We start from the raw sequence: 15,476 nt of genomic DNA, 5'->3' as shown, positions 1-15,476 counted from the left end.
GGCACCCGCGTTGGCCCGCGATATCCCCGGGGACAGGGCCCGGGCTCAGGCGCGCCGGTCGGTGTTGATCAGGGGCTGACCGTCGGTCGTGGTGACCATGCCCAGCACGTGCCGCTCGGTGATCTCGTCGTCGTCCCGGGAGAACCTGAGCACCACGATGACGTTCGATCCCATCATCACCGGCTCGCCGATGATCTCGACGTCGTCGATGGTCTTCCAGAACCGCTCGTAGCGCTCCTTGCCCTGCGCCTTCAGGTTCGGGCCCAGCAGTTTCCACGCCTGCTCGAGCTTGTCCGGCACCAGCGAGTAGTACCGCTGCACCACGGACACGACCTCGTCCGATGTCGGCTGCTTGGCCTTGCTCGACGTGGGCGGGTGGGAGGTCGGCGGGTTCGACGGCCTGCTGCTCGGCCGCGAGGACAGGGAGGTGGTGGCGGGCGCGGTGGGGGTGGCCGGGTCCGGGGCGGGGGTGTCCGGTGCCTGGCCCTGCGGCGCGCCGTCGCCGAAGGCGTTCGCCGCCAGCACGCCGACCAGCACCGCGACCACGATCGCCACCATCCACAGCGCCACCTGGCGGTAGTTGCGCCGCTGCGGCTCGACCGCGGGTGCGGCCGCGCCGACCCGGGTCGGCGGGTTGCTCATCGACGGACCGCCCAGGCGGGTCGCGGCCGCGGGCGTGCGCGGCGCCTGCGGGGCGGGCGGCCGCTGCCAGCCGGCGCTCGGCGAGGCGTTCGGGATCGGCCGCCCGTCGATCACCGCCTGCAGGAGGTCGCGGGCCTGCGCCATGGTCGGCCGGTCCACCGGGTCCGGGCGCAGCAGCTGCATCAGCGCCGGCGTCATCGGACCGGCCTGCCGCGGCGGCTCGAACTGCCCGCGCGCCACCCGGTGCAGCAGGCTGATGGCGTTCTCGTCCACCCCGAACGGCGGCTCGCCCTCGATCGCCGCGTACAGCGTCGACCCCAGCGAGAACACGTCGGAAGCCGGGGCCGGGTCACGCCCCAGCGCCACCTCCGGCGCCAGGTAGGCCGGGGTCCCGGCGAGGATGCCGCTCTTGGTGACCGCGACGTCACCGATCGCGCGGGAGATGCCGAAGTCAGTGATCTTGGCGATGCCGTTGTCGCCGAGCAAAATGTTGCCGGGCTTGAGGTCGCGGTGCACGATGCCCGCCATGTGCGCGGCGGCCAGCGCCGCGGCCACCTGCACGCCGATGCGGGCCACCTGCATCGGCGGCAGCACGCCCTGCTCGTCGATCACCGACGCCAGGCTCCGGGACGGCAGGTACTCCATGACCAGCACCGGCTGGCCCTCGTCCTCGGCGACGTCGAACACGACGATCGCGTTCTGGTGCTGCAACCGGGCGGCGATGCGGCCCTCGCGCATCGACCGCTGCCGGGCCTCCTCGGTCTCCTCGGGGGTGTATCCGGGCTGCAGCAGCAGCTGCTTGACCGCCACCGTGCGGTGCAGCCGCTCGTCGACAGCACGCCAGACCACGCCCATGGCGCCGCTGCCGATCTGTTCCTGCAAGCGATATCGGCCTGCGATAACCCGACCTTCGGCGCTCACCGGTGTCTCCTGGTACTGGCTGTGCCCAACTGGAACTGCCTGTGCGGACGTGCCTGCTTGGAACTGGGACTGACCGGACCCCCGTGGCCAGCTTTCACTCGACGGTGTGCAACGTTACTGGGCGTCTGGGAACCGGGTACACCCCGGGGCTATCACGCCGGCCGAAACGCCTGGTGGCCGGGGTGGTCAGCATCCCCGGCCACCGATGTCGACATCCGCCGTCAGTTCTCCGAGCTGTCCGCCTCGCTGGTGGCGGTCGGCCGTTCCTTGCTGCTGGTCGGCCGCTGGTGGGACGACGTCGGCCGGTTGTTGCTCGACGTCGGCCGCAGGCTGCTCGTCTCCTCCTCCGACGAGGTCGGCGGCGGCGAGGTGGTGCGCGTCGCGCTGCCGGTCGACGACTGCCGCGTGGCGCTCGGCTCCTCGTCGTAGCTCGTCGTCTCCACCGGCGGCGGAACCACCGGCGCCGACGTGGTCGGCTGCGTGTTGCCGGTGTTCTCCGGCTGGTTGTTGCCGTTCATCAGGGCCGACGTGACCAGCACCGCGATCACCGCGACGGCCACCAGTGCGATGCCGGAGATCACCACGGGCCGCTTGCTGCCCCGCGGTTTCTCGTAGATCGCCGCGTCGGCCCGCGGGTCCTTGCCCATGTACGAGGTGGCGTTCTCGTACGGCTGCTCGCTGTACGGGTCGTCTTCGTAGTAGGCGACGGTGGTGCCGCCCTGGCCGACGACGCTGGTCGGCGCGAGGTCGGGCCGGCTGGACTCGGGCGCCAGGGCGGGTGGGATCGGCGCGGCCATGGTCGGGATGGAGGTCACCGAACCGCCGTCGGCGACGGCCTGCAGCATCTCGCGGACCTGCGCCATGTCGGGCCGGTCCTCGACCCGGTTGGCCATCATCGCCATCAGCGGCTGGGTCATCGGCCCGGCCTGCTGCGGCGGCTCGATCTTCCCGGCCGCCACGGCGTGCAGCAGCGCGAGGGTGTTCTCGTTGAGTCCGAACGGCGGGCGGCCCTCGATGGCGGCGTAGAGCGTGGCGCCGAGCGAGAACACGTCGGAGGCGGGGGTGGGTTCGTGGCCCATCGCCACGTCGGGCGAGAGGTAGGCGGGCGTGCCCGCGAGCATGCCGGTCTTGGTGACCTGGACGTCGCCCTGGGCGCGGGAGATACCGAAGTCGGTGATCTTCACCGTGCCGTTGTCGCCGAGCAGGATGTTGCCGGGTTTGATGTCGCGGTGCACCACGCCGGCGGCGTGCGCCGCGCCGAGCGCGGAGGCGACCTGGGCGCCGATGCGCGCGACCTCGCGCGGCGGCAGCGGCCCGTGTTCGGACATCATCGCGGCCAGGCTGGTGGAGGGCAGGTACTCCATGACCAGGACCGGCTGGCCTTCGTCCTCCGCCACGTCGTACACCGAGATGGCGTTCGGGTGCTGGAGCCGGGCCGCGATGCGGCCTTCCCGCATTGCCCGCTGCCGCGCTTCCTCTGCCTCACCCGGATCCAACCCGGGCTGCAGGAGCAACTGCTTGACCGCGACCGTGCGGTGCAGGCGTTCGTCGACACACTCCCACACCACGCCCATCGCGCCACTGCCGATGCGTCGCTGCACTCGGTAGCGTCCGGCGACCAGGCGACCTTCGTCGCTCACCGACGTCTCCCCGTACTGCTATCGATGCCCGAGGAGCACCGCGACCCCCCGGGGAGTCCCCGGGCGCGGTCCCACCGAACATCGGCGGATTTGGCGGACCGGCTCCGGCCCTCCGACACGTACACGTTCTCACCACGACTCGGATTGGCTGGTGGCCGGGTCCGAACCGCGCTACGGGAGCCTAGCCGACGGCGCCGCGGCGTAGGCCCGAAGTCGCCAAGATCCGTACGCCGCTTTTCCGGCGGTACGCCGGGCGGGATGCCGACTCGGCCGAACAGGATCATCCGAACAGCCGTTTCCGCTGGTGATGTTGGTTCTCGCGGGTGTTCCGGGACACCGCACGGTAGTTGCGCGGCCCAACCGACCCGGTGCCGGTCGGTTTGCCCGGCGCCGGGCGGGACAGCTGTCGGCTGTCGCGGCGTGTCGATCGGTCGTTGCCGCATTGTTGTGAGAGCGCGGGCCCGCGGTCACCGCGGTGCCTGGTGGCGGGCGCTCACCAACTCGGCCCCGACGATCTCCGGTTCGATGCCGTGTTCGACGGTGAGCCGCTGGCGGAGCACCACGCGGTGCCCGTCCGGGTAGCCGGCTTCGATCTCGGCCAGCACCCGTCCGTCGGAGTCGACCCGCACCGACTGCTGCACCGAGTTGACCTCGGTCCACGCACCCAGCAGTTCCGCGCGCTGCCCGGCCAGCAGCTGTGGCGAGACGAGCGCCGTCGCGCTCGGCGGGTCCTGCTCCAGGCGCCGGTAGAACTCGGTCACCACGTTGATCGCGGACTTCTCGCTGCCCGCGGTGGGGTTCGCGGTGCTGCGCACGGCGGCGGCCGGTTCCTCGTCGACGGCACCGGTGCCGGACGCCGCGGCGACGCCGCCGTTGTCGGTGAACGGCCACGTCGCGTCGCGTACGAGGTCCGGCCGGAGCGCGAGCACCCCGGAGATCGGTGCGGTGGTGGTGACCGGGCGGGGTGCCGAGGCGGGGTCGGCGAGGATCATCGCGCCGGCGATCGCGGCGCCGACCATCAGCACGACGCCGAGGGCGCCGAAGGCCAGCCGGCTTCCCAGTGCGGGGGTGCCGTCGGTCGGTTCCGGCGCGGCGAGCAGCTCGGTCACGAGGCGTTCGTGCTCGGGCGTCAGCGGTTCGCGCCTGATCAGCTCCGCCACGGTGACCGGGCTCCGGCCGTTGTGGTCGTGCCGCCGGCTGGTCGATGGGTTCTCCACGACGTTCCGTCCTCGCGCGTGCGCCTGGTACCGACGAAAACTCGTACCCCGGCAGTGGCCCCGATCGCGAAGATCCGCCACCGAGTTCACCGAAAGGTGTGGTTGCGCAGGGTATCGAATGGAGTAGTGCGCACGTTCCGTGATCAACGGAGCTGTTCGTCCGAACTGACCAGTGGGTCGTTCCCCGAGGTGTACCGCAGTTCCCGGCGCTGCGTCCGCACGGACCCGTCGAGCTGCGTGACCCGCAGCGTGTGCACGGTGCTCGCCGGGGTGGCGAAGACGTCCACCACCTCCACCGAGTCGACGTTCGCGTACTCCGCGGCGAACGCGTCGTAGCCCTCCGCGCGCAGCGCACCGGCGGTCATCGCGTAGGCGCCGCGCAGGTCACCGCGGTTGATCGCGGCGAAATACGCCTCCGCGCGCTGTCGCATCGCCTCGGTGTCGGTCAGCACGGCGACGTACGGTGCCCTGCTGGTGCTCGGTTGGGCCGTCGGCGTGGGGCTGGGTGCGGCCGAGTCCGCGCCGGGCGCGGCTGCGCTGCTGGTCGGCGGCGCCCCTCGTGGTGCTTCCGCCACGACGGCGGGCGGCAGCGGCCGCACCTCCCCGGTCGGGCGCGGCGCCGCCGACCGCGTCGGGTCGCCGGCCAGGTAGTACGGGTCCGCGGACGGCCGCGGATACTCGCCGCGCGGCATGCTCGGCAGCTCCAGTCCGTCGAAGCTCGACCTGCCGTCCGTCGCGATCGCGCTCACCAGCACCAGGCCGCCCAGCGCGGCGGCCGCGGACGCGATCACGAACCACGCCGCGTGCCGCCACGTGCGCGGCGGGGTCACCGAGGCCGGGACCATGCCCAGGTCGAACTTGTGCAGGCCCCCGACGGGCGCGGTGTCGGCCAGCGGATCGATCACCAGGGGGTGTCCCGCCGTGGACGTGCGGGGCGCCGCCGAACCGGCCCTGCGAGGCCGGGCGGGTGGTTCGGGGGCCGGCGGCCGGTCGAGCTGACCGCTCCAGCCGGGGGTTCTGCCGCTGTGCATCCGGATCTCGACTTTCTGCGACTCGCGGGGAGTTCAGGACGTGTCGACCACGTGGAAGACCTCGGCGAGGCGGCCCGGCAGGCCGTGCCGCTCCGCCGTACGCGCCAGGTGCCGCCGGATCATCCCGCGCAGGTCCTCCAGGTGCGCGGTCTGTGACCGGTGCGCGGCCAGCGCCGCCAGCTTCGCCTCGAAGTGATCGGTCACGTCGACCGCGTGGTTGACCCGCTCGTCGGGTGATTCGGACATCCAGAGCTCGGGCACCGTCCACGGCGCCAGCCCCTCGGCGAGCAGTTCCGGGTGGGCGAACTCGTTGCGGGCATCCGGGTAGATGGCGGCCAGTGTGGCTTGACCGACGGCGCGGTGGTCGGGGTGTGACATCGCGAGGTGGTCCCAGTTGATCTCGGGAGAGTGGGTGACCACCCGGTGCGGCCGGACCGCGCGGATCATTTTGGTGATGTCCCGGCGCAGCTGCAGGTCGGCGGTGACCTGGCCGTCCCGGTAACCGAGGAAGTGCACGTCGGTGACACCGACGGCGGCGGCCGCCGCCCGCTGCTCGTCCTGACGCAGGCGCGGCATCGCCTCCCGTGGTGTGTCGTCGAAGCCGCCCGCGTCGCCGGAGGTGCACACGCAGTAGGTGACCTGGACGCCCGCGGCGGTCCAGGACGCGATCGTCCCGGCGGAGCCGAAGTCGACGTCATCCGGATGCGCGGTGACCACGAGAACGCGCTCCGCGGGCTCCGGCAACGTGGTCATGGTCACAGCCTAAGGCGCGGGCGCGCCGACTCCGCTCCGGGGTGGATCCATTGCGCACCGTGACGAACCGGTTCGTTCGGCCGCATGCCTGAAACCGAAAGGATCACTCCGGGGCGTGGCGCGGCTGCGCTCAGAACTCGCCCTTGCGGAACCTGCGCTGCGTCGACTGGAGGGCCTTGACCGAACCGATGCCGCCACCCGCGCCGAGCAGCGTCGCGAAGACGTCCGCGCCCGCCGAGTCACCGGTGCCGATCAGGAAGGCCAGCAGCGTCACCCCGAGGCCCACCCCGGCGATCGGGAAGCGCTTGCGGGCGAAGTCCACGGCCGGTTGGCCACCGGGCCGCTTCTTCGCCGCCGATGTCAGCATCGCCAGGTAGCCCGCGTGCCCGGCGGCCGCGAGCAGCGCGGCGAGCGTCACCAGGAAGGCCACTACACCGAGAACCACCATGACCACAGTCTGCCCTGCTCCGGCGTTGCCCGGTATGGGTGATATCCCGGATATCCCCGCAGGCTCCGCGGTCGCCGTCGCGAGGACCGCAATTGGTTGTCCTCGGACCCCTGGATTGAGACGGGACTCACGCCTAGGTTCTTTAGGCTATGAGTGATCGCTCGGCCGTGCCGGTTGGTACGAACTCCGCGCAAACCAGTGCCCGCGGTCCCGAGCTGCTGGGCAAACGCGCCCTCGTCACCGGCGCGGCCAGCGGCATCGGGGCGGCGGTGGCCCGCCGTCTGGCGGCGGCCGGCGCACAGGTCATCGCCGTGGACCGGGCGGCCGACGCGGTCGAGGCGCTGGCCGCCGAGATCGACGCCGAGGCCCGCGTCGTCGACCTCGTCGACCCCGACGCCGCCGCGCCGCTCGGCGAGCGGGCCGACATCGTGGTCAACAACGCCGGTCTGCAGCACGTCGCGCCGATCCACCAGTTCCCGACCGACGTCTTCAGCACCATGCTGCGGGTGATGGTCGAGTCGCCGTTCCGTATCGTGCGGACCGCGCTGCCCGGCATGTACACCCGCGGCTGGGGCCGAATCATCAACATCTCCTCGGTGCACGGGTTGCGCGCCTCACCGTTCAAGAGCGCCTACGTCACCGCCAAGCACGCGATCGAGGGGTTGTCCAAGACGATCGCCCTGGAGGGCGCCGCCCACGGCGTGACGTCGAACTGTGTGTGCCCGGGTTACGTGCGCACTCCGCTGGTGGAGCGCCAGGTCGCCGAGCAGGCCGAGTTGCACCGGGTGCCCGAGGACCAGGTCGTCGAGGACGTCCTGCTGGCCCGCACCCCGATCAAGCGGCTGGTGGAGCCCACCGAGGTCGCCGAGCTGGCGCTGTGGCTGTGCGGCCCGGCCACCGCCTCGATCACCGGGGCGTCGTTCCCGATGGACGGCGGCTGGGCAGCCAACTGACCCTGTGCGGACGAACGCGGCTCCGGCAGTGCGGGGCGGCTCGGCAGAGAGGACGTCGCGATGAGTTCCGAAGCAGTGACGGCGAGATCGTCCATCGCGCGGGTCGTGGTGGCCAGCCTGGTCGGCACCACCGTCGAGTGGTACGACTTCTTCCTCTACGGCTCGGCCGCCGCACTCGTGTTCAACAAGCTGTTCTTCCCGGCGGACGACCCCCTGGTCGGCACCATGCTCGCGTTCATCACCTACGCGGTCGGGTTTGTCGCCCGCCCCCTGGGCGGACTGGTGTTCGGCCACTACGGCGACCGGCTGGGCCGCAAGAAGCTGCTGGTGCTGAGCCTCATGCTGATGGGCGGGGCGACGTTCGTGATCGGCCTGCTGCCCACCTACCAGGCGATCGGTGTGGCGGCCCCGCTGCTGCTGACGGTGCTGCGGCTGGTGCAGGGCTTCGCCATCGGCGGTGAGTGGGGCGGCGCGGTGCTCATCGTGTCCGAGCACGGTTCGGCGCAACACCGCGGCTTCTGGGCGTCCTGGCCGCAGGCCGGCGTGCCGATGGGCAACCTGCTCGGCACCGCGGTGCTGGCGGTGCTGGCCGCGGTGCAGAGCGACGAGGAGTTCCTGGCGTGGGGCTGGCGGATCGCGTTCCTGCTGTCAGGGGTGCTCGTGCTGATCGGCCTCTGGGTGCGGCTGGCGGTGGCGGAGTCGCCGGTGTTCCTGGAGGCCGCGCGCAAGGCGGCCGAGCGGGGAGCGGAGCGGCACGCGCCGGTCGCGGAGGTCCTCCGCACGTACAAGCGGGAGGTCCTCACGGCGATGGGAGCCCGGTTCGCGGAGAACGTCGTCTACTACGTGCTCACGTCGTTCGTGCTCACCTACGTCGCGACGTTCCTGCAGCTGCCGCGCGGCGTCGCGTTGAACGCGTCGCTGATCGCGGCGGTGGTGCACTTCGCCAGCATCCCGCTGTGGGGTGCGCTGTCCGACCGGGTCGGGCGGCGGCCGGTGTACCTGATCGGCGCGATCGGCACGGGGGTGTGGGCGTTCGCGTTCTTCGGGCTGCTGGACAGCCGGTCGTTCCCGGTGATCACGTTCGCGACCACGATCGGGTTGGTGTTCCACGGCGCGATGTACGGGCCGCAGGCGGCCTACTTCGCGGAGCTGTTTGGCACCCGGGTGCGGTACTCGGGCGCGTCCATCGGCTACCAGTTGGCGTCCATCGTGGCCGGGTCGCTGGCGCCGATCATCGCGACCGCGCTGCTGAGCGCCTTCGGCTCGTCGGCGCCGATCTCGATCTACGTGGCGGTCTGCTCGGTGATCACCGTCGTGGCGGTGGTCCTCTCGCCGGAGACCCGGCAGCGTGACCTGGCGGCCGACAACGCGGTGTGAGGACGGGGTGGGAGGTCGGCCTCCCACCCCGCATCCCGGGTTCGAGCGCCGCGGCTCATCGCGGGCAGGTGTCGGCGTGCGGATCCGCTGGAACCGGCTGACGCGTGCTCAGCGGCCGAGGCGGCCCCGCCCGAGGCGGAGCATGATCATGGCCAGTTCGCGGCCCTCCGGGCCGAGTTCGCGGTAGCGGGCCAGGACGTCCATCTCGCGGTTGTAGACGATCCGCGGGCCACCGGCGGCCATCCGGGCCTGGCCGATCCGGCGGGAGATCTCGGCGCGGCGCTTGACCAGGCGCAGGATCTCGGCGTCCAGGTGGTCGATCTCCGCGCGGTAGCTGTCGATCGTCTCCGCGGTGTCCTGCGCGGTGGTGTCGGACTGCTGGTGGTCACCGTCCACGGCGGCGTTCATCGGGCGTTGTCCTCCGGTTTGGCCCCGTCCCCGGTCCCGGAACGCGCAACGCCCCGAGTCCGTTGGACCCCGGGGCGTCGTAGTGGTTTGTGAGCTCACGCAGCTACGGGCGCCGGAGTCCGGGCCCGTAGAAAAACTCGTACGTCTGCGTCAGCACGGGGACCAGTGTGCCACAAGCCGCGGTCGGCGGGCCATGAGGTGGGCCGCACCTCCCGGAGCGTGGACGCCCGGCGTCGATCACACGTTCGAGTTATTCCGTTGACGTGGCTGCTGACCAGCGAGGATCTTGGGACTCATGATGATCAGGCTTCCTGCCCGCCCGGCGACAAGTCGACCGGGGACACATCAGGCTGGCGCGATTCGTGGGGGCACCGCTTGCGCTTCTCGGCGACCGCTGCGGCTGCCGGTGCGGTGCGCTGCTTCGCGTGCTGCCGAGCGCTGCGGGCGATCACCCACACCGCCGCGAGACCACCTGCGCAGGCCAGCGCCAGCACCGCCCAGCCGTAGCCGACCGCGCGGGCGGCCTCGCCGAGGACCACCGCGACGACCGTCTGCACGGCGGCCCACAGCACGGCGCCGATCGCCGCGAACCCGGCGAACCGGCGGTACGGCAGCCGCAGCGTGCCCACCATGGCCGGGACCACCGCGTGCGCCACGGCGACGAAGCGGGTGGTGACCAGCGCGCGTCCGCCCGCGTCCTGCACGACATCCGCTGCGGCCTGCCAGCGGTGCGCGCCGATCCGGCGGCCCAGCCAGGTCGCGCGCAGCCCAGGGCCGACGGCCCGGCCCAACCAGTACCCGCCGGACTGGCCGAGCACGCTGCCGACCACGGCGGCGGCGAACAGGACCGGTGCCCACCGCGGCCCCAGCACCGCGGTGGTCAGCAGCAGGGTCGCTTCGCCCGGTACCAGCAGACCGACGAGGAGGGAGGTCTCCAACGCGAGCAGCAGCACCGCACTCAGCACGCACAGCCACGGGTCGAGCGTCGCGGCCCACGCCAGGCATGCCTGGATCGCCGTGTCGATCTGGTTGATCAGGTCCATGGGGCGGCTCGCTCCGCAGTAGTTCGGGATGATGGCTCCACCGTCCCGTGCCGCGGCCCCGGAAGGAATGGGGCCAACCCCCGGAATGGCCTCGACAAGGGATGCGGACGGCCCCCGGAATGGCCTTGCTATCGGCCGCGGACCGTGCGTTCCCGGGCATGGGCCGTGCGTTCCCGCGCCCGGACCGCGTGTTCCCGGGCCTGGCCGCGTCTTGCCGGCGCGGAAACCGGGATGCGGGTTCTGTCCGGGGTGGCCGGTAACGTGGAGGGACGATGAGCACCCTCTTCGACCTCCCGCAGCACGGATCGTTGCAGTCGGCCGGGAACGGCTCCGCCGGGCGGTCCGGACCGGATCCGGAAGCCCTGCTCAACGGCCTGAACCCGCAGCAGCGCGATGCCGTCGTGCACACCGGCTCGCCGCTGCTGGTGGTCGCGGGCGCCGGCTCGGGCAAGACGCGGGTGCTGACCCACCGCATCGCCTACCTGCTCGCCGGCGGCGTGCACGCCGGTCAGATCATGGCGATCACCTTCACCAACAAGGCCGCGGCCGAGATGAAGGAGCGCGTGGTTGACCTGGTGGGGCGCCGGGCGAACGCGATGTGGGTGTCGACGTTCCACTCGATGTGCGTGCGGGTGCTGCGGCGCGAGGCCAAGACGCTCGGGCTGTCGTCGAATTTCTCGATCTACGACGCCGACGACTCGCGGCGGCTGATCACCATGGTCGCCCGGGAGCTGGACCTGGACTCCAAGCGCTACCCGGCGCGCACGCTCGCGGTGCACATCTCCAACCTGAAAAACGAGCTGCTGACCCCGGAGGACGCCGCCGAGCAGGCGGGCAACGACATGGAGCGCAAGGTCGCCCAAGTCTACGCCGCCTACCAGCGTCGGCTCGTCGATTCCAACGCGATGGACTTCGACGACCTGATCATGCGCACAGTGCAGCTGCTCCAGGGGCATCCGGCGGTCGCCGAGCACTACCGGCGCCGGTTCCGGCACGTGCTGGTCGACGAGTACCAGGACACCAACCACGCGCAGTACGTGCTGGTCCGCGAGCTGGTCGGAACCGAGGCGACCGACACCGGCGTGGAACCGGCCGAGCTGTGCGTGGTGGGCGACGCCGACCAGTCGATCTACGCGTTCCGGGGCGCGACGATCCGCAACATCGAGGAGTTCGAACGCGACTACCCGCAGGCCCGGACGATCCTGCTGGAGCAGAACTACCGCTCCACGCAGACGATCCTGTCCGCGGCCAACGCGGTGATCCGGCGCAACCCGAACCGCCGCGACAAGCGGTTGTGGAGCGACGCGGGAGACGGCGAGCCGATCGTCGGCTACGTCGGCGACAACGAGCACGACGAGGCCGCGTTCGTCGCCGGGGAGATCGACCGACTGGTCGACGAGGGCATCGCGACGTTCAATGACATCGCGGTGTTCTACCGGACCAACAACCAGTCCCGGGTGTTCGAGGAGGTGTTCATCCGCCTCGGCCTGCCCTACCGGGTCGTCGGCGGGGTCCGCTTCTACGAGCGCAGGGAGGTCCGGGACGCGCTGGCCTACCTGCGGGTGCTGGACAACCCGGAGGACACGGTCAGCCTGCGCCGCATCCTGAACGTGCCCAGGCGCGGCATCGGCGACCGGGCTGAGTCCGTGGTGGCCGCGCACGCGGAGCAGGAGCGGATCTCGTTCGCCGCGGCGCTGCGCAAGGCGGCCGCGGGTGAGGTCCCGCTGCCCACGCGCTCGCGCAACGCCATCGCGGGTTTCGTGGCGCTGCTCGACGAACTGCAGGCGGTGGCGGCCGAGTCCGACGTGGCCGAGGTGCTGGAGGCCGTCCTGGAGCGCACCGGCTACCGGGCCGAGCTGGAAGCCAGCGACGACCCGCAGGACGCCACCCGGGTGGAGAACCTGACCGAGCTCGTCACGGTCGCGCGCGAGTTCACCGAGACCCGCGCGGGTGCCGCCCCGACCACCACCGACTCGGGCGTTGACCCGTCGGCGGAGTCCGTGGTGGCGGCGGTGCTGCCGGCCGGGGCGGACGACGAGGACGCCGCGGACCTGCCCGCGGACGACTCGCTCTCGGCGTTCCTGGAGCGGGTCTCGCTGGTGGCGGATGCCGATTCGCTGCCCGAGTCCGGTGACGGTGTGGTCACCCTGATGACCCTGCACACCGCGAAGGGCCTGGAGTTCCCGGTGGTGTTCTGCACCGGCTGGGAGGATGGGGTGTTCCCGCACCTGCGGGCCCTGGGCGAGCCGGCCGAACTGGCCGAGGAGCGGCGGCTGGCCTACGTCGGCATCACCCGGGCGCGGCAGCGGCTGTACGTGTCGCGGGCGCTGATGCGGTCGGCGTGGGGCCAGCCGATGACGAACCCGGCGTCCCGGTTCCTCACCGAGATCCCCGAGGAACTGATGCACTGGCGCCGGATCGAGCCGGAACGCGCGGCCCCGCAGGTGCGCAGCACCTGGGGCACCCGCGGCGGGTTCGACCGCACCGGAGCGGACTCGGCCCAGGCTGGGCTGGCGGCCCGCGGCATGCGCAGCACCGGCAGGAAGGGCTGGAAGGACACCGTGGCGATCAAGCTCAGCGCCGGTGACCGGGTCACGCACGACAAGTACGGCCTGGGCACGGTGCTGTCCACCGAGGGAGAGGGGCCACGGGCGACGGCGACCATCGACTTCGGCAGCTCCGGCACGGTCCGGCTGATGCTGATCGGCAGCGTCCCCATCACCAAGCTCTGACCACCGAGGCCGCCCAGCAGCTTGCGTCCGTCCCGCACCACCCCGGCGCTGGTCCCGACGAACGGGCCGCGCTCCGCCGGTCCGGGTTCCAGGGGCGTCTCCACGTGATCGATCCTCGCGGCCGTTCGGCGGAACGCCGTCACCCGTGGGCGTCGCCGAGGTCCGCGGCGGCCTCCCGCAGCCGGGCGCGCAGCCACTGGTGCCCGGGATCGGCGTCGGTGCGGGGGTGCCACGCCATGCCCACCGCGATCGGTGGCAGCTCCAGCGGCACCTCGAACGCGTGGAGTCCGAGCTGCCGCGCGGCGGATTCCGTGGTGAGGCAGATGAAGTCGGTCTCCCGGGCCAGGGCGAGCGCGGCGGCGTGCCCGGGCAGCACGGCGGCAACACGCCGCCGCAACCCGAGCTCGGCGAGCCGGTCGTCCACCGGTCCCCACGACCGGCCGCGCCGGGACACGCTGATGTGCGGGGCTTCGGCGAACCGCTCCGGGGTGATCGGCTGCTGGACAATCGGGTGGTCGGGGCGCACCGCGCCGACCAGGCGTAGCGACACCAGCGGTGCGGTGCGGGTTTCCGGGTCGAGGTGATCCAGCACGCCGACCTCGACGTCAACCAGGCCGTCGCGCAGCGCGGGCGTGCCCTCGGTCGCCTCGGAGGCGAACCGCAGCGTCACGCCCGGGGCGTCCCGCCGGGTCACGGCGAGCAACGCGGGCGCCAGCGCCGCGATCAGCAGATCGCTGGACTGCACGGTGAACGTGCGGGACAGGGCGGCCACGTCGACCGGCGCGCCGCGGGTGAGCAGGGCGCGGGAGCGCGTGACGACGGCGTGCACCTCGTCACGGAGTTCCGCGGCCCGAGGGGTCATGACCATGCTCTGGCCGGCGCGCACCAGGATCGGGTCGTGCAGGATCCGCCGGATGCGGCCGAGGGTGCGGCTCATCGCCGCAGGTGACGTGTGCAGCTTTTCGGCCGCGCGGGTCACGCTCTGCTCCTGCAACAGCGCGTCGAGCGCCACCAGCAGGTTCAGGTCCAATGTGGACATCGGTCTCCGCGGTGCGTCTCGTTCCCGGTGTCGGTGCCGGGTTCTTTACGTACGCGGCAACTATTCCATGCCGAGGTTGTGATGGCGGTAACTGGTTTTCCGGTCGAGGCTGGACGTGCGCCCGCGATCGCGGTCCTCGACCCGAATCCAGGAGGGAACAACACATGCCAACCGGTGACGTGCTCGCGGTGGTGAGCCAGAGCGGCCCGACCGTGGTCTTCCACGACGCCGACGACTTCCGGTTCCTCGGCACCGTCGAGGTGCCGGCGGAGCCGCACGAGCTGTGCTTCGACCCCGAGCACCGCCTGCTGTACTGCTCGATCGCCTACCGTGCGGGCTACTACCACGCCAACGAGGGGCGGGCTCGCGAGCTGGTGGTGATCGACCCCGATGCCCGCAGAGTCCTCGAGGTGATCGACCTGGCGCCGGAGCACGGGCCGCACGGCCTCGCGCTGGACGGTGCGCGGGGACTGCTCTATATCAGCGTCGAGGAAGGTTCGGCGGGGCCGGGCGGTGCGGTGGTGCTCGACACCAGGACGCGCAAGGTGACCGGCCGCATCGACACCGAGGCCCCGGGGCCGCACTGGTTCGCCATCACGCCGGACGGCCGCCGCGGCTACGCCACCAACAAGGAGGCCCCGTTCGTCTCCGCGGTCGACCTGGAGACCGGGCGGCTGCTGCGGCGCGTGCCGGTGCCGGGCAGCGAGGGCATCGCGATCACCCCGGACGGCGCGCAGGTCTGCGTCGCCACCCCGTACGGCGATTTCCGCAACCCGCTGCGCGCCCAGACCGCCATCCAGCTGATCGACACGGCAACGAACGAGGTGGTGCGCACGATTCCGACGGAGCATCGCGTGTTCCCCGTGCACTGCACCAGCACCGGGCTGTTGCTCGCGGGTGGGCTGCGGATGTCCGACGGCGAGTCGGCCCTGGGCGCACAGCAGCCCGGCGTGCTGTGGATCTTCGCCGTGGACAGCGGAGAACTGCTCGGCAGCGTCGACGTCGGCTGTTTCCCGCTCACCATCACCTCGTCGCCGGACGGGACCCGCGGGTACGTCGCGGCGGTGGTGTCGTCGACGGTGTCGGTCGTGGATCTGGAGTCCCACGAGACGCTCGCGACCCTGCAGATTTCCCGGAGCGGCGAGCCAGGCGCGCACGGCCTCGCGCACATCCCGGCGCGGTGACGCCGTTCGGGGCCTGTCCTCGAAGCGGCGCAGCCGCGTGACCGGCAGACCGCGGCGAAACCGTGCCACGGCGGCGGCTAGTTCGCTG

At 71.8% G+C, this 15,476-nt stretch carries 13 protein-coding genes; 4 read left to right on the top strand and 9 right to left on the bottom strand.

The window, feature by feature from the left end; genetic code table 11:
* Positions 1 to 45 precede the first annotated feature (45 nt).
* From IEY17_RS07140 to IEY17_RS07115, 6 genes are all read right to left on the bottom strand, one after another.
* Positions 46 to 1,563, bottom strand: a complete 1,518-nt coding sequence (locus IEY17_RS07140; RefSeq protein ID WP_188986492.1) for a serine/threonine-protein kinase — start codon at positions 1,561 to 1,563, stop codon at positions 46 to 48.
* A gap of 221 nt (positions 1,564 to 1,784) precedes the next feature.
* The gene (locus IEY17_RS07135) at positions 1,785 to 3,203 is read right to left on the bottom strand and encodes a serine/threonine-protein kinase (RefSeq protein ID WP_188986491.1); all 1,419 of its coding nucleotides are present in this window, start codon (positions 3,201 to 3,203) and stop codon (positions 1,785 to 1,787) included.
* Positions 3,204 to 3,670: 467 nt separating this feature from the next.
* Complete coding sequence (locus IEY17_RS07130; RefSeq protein ID WP_188986490.1) at positions 3,671 to 4,420, bottom strand: hypothetical protein; 750 nt, start codon at positions 4,418 to 4,420, stop codon at positions 3,671 to 3,673.
* A 143-nt stretch (positions 4,421 to 4,563) separates the two neighbouring features.
* On the bottom strand, positions 4,564 to 5,325 hold the full coding sequence (locus IEY17_RS07125; RefSeq protein ID WP_229679912.1) for a hypothetical protein: 762 nt from the start codon (positions 5,323 to 5,325) through the stop codon (positions 4,564 to 4,566).
* Between the two features lie 159 nt (positions 5,326 to 5,484).
* Positions 5,485 to 6,204: a PIG-L deacetylase family protein gene (locus IEY17_RS07120; protein ID WP_188986488.1), complete on the bottom strand. Its 720-nt coding sequence runs from the start codon at positions 6,202 to 6,204 to the stop codon at positions 5,485 to 5,487.
* Positions 6,205 to 6,334: 130 nt separating this feature from the next.
* Positions 6,335 to 6,652: a hypothetical protein gene (locus tag IEY17_RS07115; RefSeq protein ID WP_188986487.1), complete on the bottom strand. Its 318-nt coding sequence runs from the start codon at positions 6,650 to 6,652 to the stop codon at positions 6,335 to 6,337.
* Between the two features lie 149 nt (positions 6,653 to 6,801).
* On the opposite strand from IEY17_RS07115, the gene IEY17_RS07110 reads away from it, so the two are divergent.
* Positions 6,802 to 7,605 carry a 3-hydroxybutyrate dehydrogenase gene (locus tag IEY17_RS07110; protein WP_188986486.1) on the top strand — a complete coding sequence of 268 codons (804 nt, stop codon included), beginning with the start codon at positions 6,802 to 6,804 and terminating at the stop codon, positions 7,603 to 7,605.
* 60 nt (positions 7,606 to 7,665) lie between these two features.
* Positions 7,666 to 8,982 (top strand): MFS transporter, encoded by a 1,317-nt coding sequence (locus IEY17_RS07105; protein WP_188986485.1) that lies wholly within the window; start codon positions 7,666 to 7,668, stop codon positions 8,980 to 8,982.
* 108 nt (positions 8,983 to 9,090) lie between these two features.
* Here the strand turns inward: IEY17_RS07105 and IEY17_RS07100 are convergent, their stop codons facing one another.
* Together IEY17_RS07100 and IEY17_RS07095 are read right to left on the bottom strand one after the other, a co-directional pair.
* Positions 9,091 to 9,390 (bottom strand): chorismate mutase, encoded by a 300-nt coding sequence (locus tag IEY17_RS07100; RefSeq protein ID WP_188986484.1) that lies wholly within the window; start codon positions 9,388 to 9,390, stop codon positions 9,091 to 9,093.
* Between the two features lie 302 nt (positions 9,391 to 9,692).
* Positions 9,693 to 10,433, bottom strand: a complete 741-nt coding sequence (locus IEY17_RS07095; protein ID WP_188986483.1) for a DedA family protein — start codon at positions 10,431 to 10,433, stop codon at positions 9,693 to 9,695.
* Positions 10,434 to 10,705: 272 nt separating this feature from the next.
* On the opposite strand from IEY17_RS07095, the gene IEY17_RS07090 reads away from it, so the two are divergent.
* Positions 10,706 to 13,165 (top strand): UvrD-helicase domain-containing protein, encoded by a 2,460-nt coding sequence (locus tag IEY17_RS07090; protein WP_188986482.1) that lies wholly within the window; start codon positions 10,706 to 10,708, stop codon positions 13,163 to 13,165.
* A 139-nt stretch (positions 13,166 to 13,304) separates the two neighbouring features.
* On the opposite strand, the gene IEY17_RS07085 is transcribed toward IEY17_RS07090, so the two are convergent.
* Positions 13,305 to 14,204, bottom strand: coding sequence for a LysR family transcriptional regulator (locus tag IEY17_RS07085; RefSeq protein ID WP_188986481.1), 900 nt, complete (start codon positions 14,202 to 14,204; stop codon positions 13,305 to 13,307).
* Between the two features lie 164 nt (positions 14,205 to 14,368).
* Here IEY17_RS07085 and IEY17_RS07080 point away from each other — a divergent pair, with 164 nt between their 5' ends.
* Positions 14,369 to 15,388, top strand: a complete 1,020-nt coding sequence (locus IEY17_RS07080) for a YncE family protein (RefSeq protein ID WP_188986480.1) — start codon at positions 14,369 to 14,371, stop codon at positions 15,386 to 15,388.
* Positions 15,389 to 15,476 lie beyond the last annotated feature (88 nt).

The sequence above is a fragment of the Saccharopolyspora thermophila genome (assembly GCF_014646075.1).
Taxonomy (GTDB): Bacteria; Actinomycetota; Actinomycetes; order Mycobacteriales; family Pseudonocardiaceae; genus Saccharopolyspora; species Saccharopolyspora thermophila.
Note: the sequence above shows the minus strand (reverse complement) of the source record. Positions and strands in the feature narration are given on the sequence as shown.

Bases quoted from the DNA above. Each gene is read 5' to 3' on its own strand.
- IEY17_RS07105 (WP_188986485.1), top strand. From the start codon at position 7,666: ATGAGTTCCGAAGCAGTGACGGCGAGATCGTCCATCGCGCGGGTCGTG.
- IEY17_RS07095 (WP_188986483.1), bottom strand. From the start codon at position 10,433: ATGGACCTGATCAACCAGATCGACACGGCGATCCAGGCATGCCTGGCG.
- IEY17_RS07100 (WP_188986484.1), bottom strand. From the start codon at position 9,390: ATGAACGCCGCCGTGGACGGTGACCACCAGCAGTCCGACACCACCGCG.
- IEY17_RS07090 (WP_188986482.1), top strand. From the start codon at position 10,706: ATGAGCACCCTCTTCGACCTCCCGCAGCACGGATCGTTGCAGTCGGCC.
- IEY17_RS07115 (WP_188986487.1), bottom strand. From the start codon at position 6,652: ATGGTGGTTCTCGGTGTAGTGGCCTTCCTGGTGACGCTCGCCGCGCTG.
- IEY17_RS07085 (WP_188986481.1), bottom strand. From the start codon at position 14,204: ATGTCCACATTGGACCTGAACCTGCTGGTGGCGCTCGACGCGCTGTTG.
- IEY17_RS07110 (WP_188986486.1), top strand. From the start codon at position 6,802: ATGAGTGATCGCTCGGCCGTGCCGGTTGGTACGAACTCCGCGCAAACC.
- IEY17_RS07080 (WP_188986480.1), top strand. From the start codon at position 14,369: ATGCCAACCGGTGACGTGCTCGCGGTGGTGAGCCAGAGCGGCCCGACC.
- IEY17_RS07120 (WP_188986488.1), bottom strand. From the start codon at position 6,204: ATGACCACGTTGCCGGAGCCCGCGGAGCGCGTTCTCGTGGTCACCGCG.